The organism is Kitasatospora sp. SC0581, assembly GCF_048159585.1.
In the GTDB taxonomy this organism is placed as follows: Bacteria; Actinomycetota; Actinomycetes; order Streptomycetales; family Streptomycetaceae; genus Kitasatospora.
In genome coordinates, this window is record NZ_JBLRWA010000061.1 from 1 (window position 1) to 4,077 (window position 4,077).

Genomic DNA, 4,077 nt, shown 5'->3' on the forward strand with positions numbered 1-4,077 from the left:
TCCGACAGGAGGCCGTCCACACCCTCCCGGTCGGTGGTGTGGTCGTCCGCGAAACGACGGTCACCCGTCGCGTCCGGCACGTGCTTCACACAGACAACGATCCTCAAGCTCACGGCCTGTCTCCTGTACTGGTCTCGTCCGGCGGCTGCGGCGGTGCAAGCGGGCGCGAACACGGCACGCACCCGCTCCGGGCAGCGAATTCCCGTGCCGGTCCGGAACTTCCTGGCAGCATACTCGCCGGTAGTGCAGTGGTCACTACTGGCCAGTAGCTTATGCCGTGCGGCTGCTCCCGCCGCCTGTGCCCATCCTGCCCCAGCGCGGGGCCGACTCCACCCGCCGGGGCGGAACACCTGCGGCCGGATTGCTCACACCACGCGACCGAGCGCCGCGATCACGTCCACCCGGCGCGGCTGGCCCGCCGCCCGACGCACCACCCGGCCCTCCCCGTCCAGCACCAGGACGGTCGGCGTCCGCCGGACCTCCAGCCGGCGGACCAGCTCCAACCGCTCCTCGGCGTCCACCTCTATGTGCTCCACCCCGTCGACCATCCCGGCCACCTCCGAGAGCACCCGCCGGGTGGCCCGGCACGGCTGGCAGAAGGCCGTCGAGAACTGCACCAGCGTCGCCCGCGCGCCGAGCGGCCCGCCCAGCTCAGCCCCCGACAGCCGTACGGCCTCCGACAGCGGTACCTCGTCCGCCCCGTCCTCGGTGCCCACCCTCGTCCTCCCGTCACTCCCGGCCCGTCACCCCCGGCCACGGCGGGCCGGGACCGGCCCCGTCGAGGCACGACAACGCACGCCGTCGGCCCGGTCATCCCCCCAGTCTGCGGCAGCGCCCGCGGCGCCCGAAACACGGTCGACCGCCAGGGCCGGGACACGTACGATCGGCCGATGGACTCCGACCGCCACCCGATGCCGCCGCCGGTCCGCCGCCGCGTCATCGCCCCGGCCAGGACCACCGTCCACCGACGGCGCTGACGCCCCGCCGCTGCCGCCGCCCGTCGCGACCACCCGGAGCCCCGTTGCAGACCGATCCCCGCGGTCCCCGCTTAGCCGCAGCGCTCACCGCGATCGTCCTGGCCCTCGTCCTGGCCACCGGCAGCTGCCCGCTCCTGGGAGCCCAGACGCTCGTCTTCGCCCTCGGCTCGTTCGGCGGCCTGCGCCTGGCCCCGTACGTCCGGCTGTTCCAGGCGCTCGTGCTGCCCCGGCTCGCACCGCCCTCCGCCACCGAGGACGAACGGCCGCTCCGCCTCGACCAGGGCGTCCTCATGGTCTTCGCCGCGGTCGGCACCCTCGGCTACTGCACCGAGGTGACGTGGCTCGGCGTGATGGGCGCCTCGACCGCCCTCACCGCCGCCTTCGCCAACGCCGTGTTCGGCTACTCCGTGGGCTGCGAGCTCTACCCCCTGGTCCGGCACGCCCAGGGCCGCCTCACCTCCCGCGCCTGATGCGAGCGGCCGAAAAGTTCCCGTTCGAATTCATCACGGAGATCACATCGGCAATACCCACTTGACCGCACGCCTCAGGTGACAGCAGGCACTCGTTCGGGGGATCATCTCCGTGAATCACCCGTGACCGCCGCGGAGTGCCGTACTCCGGTCGGCACCGCCCGCGCAACGGAGCGGGTACCCGCCGAACCGGGCTCCGGCCCGTGGAAGTCAGGACTGACCGTGGCAGAGTTCGTGTACCCGCCGGTGATCGGCGCCGCACTCACCGCCTTCCGCGCGCTCGACGCGCGGATCAAGATCGTGGGCGCCGAACACATCCCCGCCAGGGGGGGAGCGGTACTGGTCAGCAACCACATCAGCTACCTGGACTTCCTCTTCGCGGGCCTCGGCGCGTACCGCGGCGGCAAGCGCAAGACCCGCTTCATGGCCAAGGACGACGTCTTCAAGCACCGGATCTCCGGCCCGCTGATGCGCGGCATGAAGCACATCCCGGTCGACCGCACCGACGGCCAGCCCGCCTACGAGGCCGCCGTGCGCGCCCTCAAGGCCGGCGAGGTGGTCGGGGTCTTCCCCGAGGCGACCATCAGCCGCTCCTTCATGCTCAAGAAGTTCAAGACCGGCGCCGCCCGGATGGCCGCCGACTCCGGCACCCCGCTGCTGCCCGTCGTGCTCTGGGGCACCCAGCAGCTCTGGACCAAGGGCCGCCCGAAGACCCTCACCAAGCGGCACGTCCCGGTCACCATCATGATCGGCGAGCCGATCCACCTCGGGCCGGACGACAAGCCCGTGATGGTCACCCGGCGGCTGCGCGCCGCCATGAGCGAGATGCTCGACCAGGCCCAGCGCGAGTACCCCGGCAAGCCCTCCGGCCCGGACGACACCTGGTGGCTGCCCGCCCAGCTCGGCGGCACGGCGCCCACCCTGGAGGTCGCCGAGGCCGAGGACGAGGCAGAGGCCCTCGCCAAGGCCGAGCGCCGCGCCGCCCGGGGCTGAGGCCCACTCCACTCCCCTCTGTTCCTCTCCCCTCCACTCCCCCCTACTCCGTGCGATCGAGCGAGCGCGGTCCGTCGCGTGTCGCCGGACCGCCGACGTCCCCCGTCTGACACAGTGACAGCTCCTTTCAGGGGCCTTCGTCCTGAATCCTCGGCGGGGGCACACGTCGGAGCGGTCGAGAGTCTCGGAGGCGGAGATGGCACGGATCACCACCGGCACACGGCAGTCACCCACGGGCAGGGCCCGCACCCGCGCGAGCGCCGGTGCGGGCCTTCTGCTTCTGGGCGCCCTGCTCACCGGCTGCGGGGCCGAACCCGGGGAGATCCCGCTCTCGGAGATCCGGCCGGAGACCCCCACCGCCACCCCCGAGGCGACACCCGCCGCGACCCCCGGCGTGGTCGGCGCGGCCGTCGGAGCCCCCGCGGCCGCCGCGCACAACGGGCTGATCGTCAGCCGCGCCTACGCCGACGCCGCCCGCACCAGCACCGCGATCGTCACCCTCTCCCCCGACGGCACCGGCCAGCACCAGGTCACCCAGCCGCCGGCCCGCGCGCTCGACGACCGCCCGGACTGGTCCCCCGACGGCGCCACCATCGCCTTCGACCGCACCGACCCGCAGACCGGCACCGCCCGGCTCTGGACCGTCCTCACCGCCGGCGGCCCCGAGCACCAGGTCAACCAGCTCTGCGACAGCGGCACCGCCGACTGCGCCAACGAGGACGAACGCGCCCCCGCCTTCTCCCCCGACGGCAAGCAGGTCGCCTTCAGCCGCTCCTGGGGCGCCCTGGACCCGTCCGGCAGCCACCAGATCCAGTACTCCGACCTCTACCTGATGACCCCCGAGGGCACCGACGTCCAGCGGCTCACCTTCCTCACCAACGACAAGCCCTACTCCGGCGCGATCAGCAACCCCAGCTGGTCCCCCGACGGCAAGCAGCTCACCTTCGAGTACCGCACCAGCGCCACGGGGCAGCCCGCCAACAGCCGCGCCATCTACGTGGTCAGCGCGGACGGCACCGGGCTGCGCCAGCTCACCCCTTGGGAACTGCGCGCCGGCGACCGCGCGGACTGGTCCCCCGACGGCACCCAGATCCTCTTCACCACCTACCCGGCCGGCCCCGACAACGCCCCCGGCGGCGGCATCTACACCGTCCACCCCGACGGCAGCGCCGTCGGCGCCCTCACCCCCGCACCCTCGGACGCCTTCTACGGCGCGGCCGCCTACGCTCCTGACGGCAAGTCCATCGTCTTCGCCCAGGCGCCCGCCGGCACCGGCGCCGACCTCTACAGCATGCGGCCGGACGGTACGGGCGTCGCCCGTCTCACCAACAGCGCGGACAAGTGGCTCAGCCGGCCGGCCTGGGGGACGGCGGAGGCCCCGGCGGCTCCCGCCGACCAGGTCCAGGCGACGGCCCAACCGTCGGATCAGGCCTCGGGTCAGGCGTCGTCGGCACCCCAGGCGCCGCGGCCCGATGCCCAGCAACCCGCCCAGGCCCAGGGGCAGGCGCCCACGGAGAAGCCGCAGCCCGAATCCGACTCCGACGAATAGATTCGCCCCGGCCCTGAAAACGCGAAGAACCCCCATCCGGGTCCCGGATGGGGGTTCTTCTGAAGAATTGTTCGGCGGCGTCCTACTC

The 4,077-nt window shown here is 73.1% G+C and carries 4 protein-coding genes and 1 pseudogene; 3 read left to right on the plus strand and 2 right to left on the minus strand.

Annotated elements, in window-relative coordinates:
* Together ACLWS4_RS36920 and ACLWS4_RS36925 are read right to left on the minus strand one after the other, a co-directional pair.
* Positions 1 to 113: pseudogene (locus tag ACLWS4_RS36920) on the minus strand (electron transfer flavoprotein subunit beta); the annotation flags it as partial.
* A 252-nt stretch (positions 114 to 365) separates the two neighbouring features.
* Entirely contained in the window at positions 366 to 716 is a 351-nt protein-coding gene (locus ACLWS4_RS36925; protein WP_416876411.1) for a TlpA family protein disulfide reductase, read from the minus strand.
* A 305-nt stretch (positions 717 to 1,021) separates the two neighbouring features.
* On the opposite strand from ACLWS4_RS36925, the gene ACLWS4_RS36930 reads away from it, so the two are divergent.
* From ACLWS4_RS36930 to ACLWS4_RS36940, 3 genes are all read left to right on the plus strand, one after another.
* Complete coding sequence (locus tag ACLWS4_RS36930; protein WP_049656482.1) at positions 1,022 to 1,447, plus strand: DUF4395 domain-containing protein; 426 nt, start codon at positions 1,022 to 1,024, stop codon at positions 1,445 to 1,447.
* A 222-nt stretch (positions 1,448 to 1,669) separates the two neighbouring features.
* A complete protein-coding gene (locus tag ACLWS4_RS36935) occupies positions 1,670 to 2,440 on the plus strand; it encodes a lysophospholipid acyltransferase family protein (protein ID WP_049656484.1) in 771 nt (256 codons plus the stop codon).
* Positions 2,441 to 2,636: 196 nt separating this feature from the next.
* Positions 2,637 to 3,989: a hypothetical protein gene (locus ACLWS4_RS36940; protein ID WP_416876412.1), complete on the plus strand. Its 1,353-nt coding sequence runs from the start codon at positions 2,637 to 2,639 to the stop codon at positions 3,987 to 3,989.
* Positions 3,990 to 4,077 lie beyond the last annotated feature (88 nt).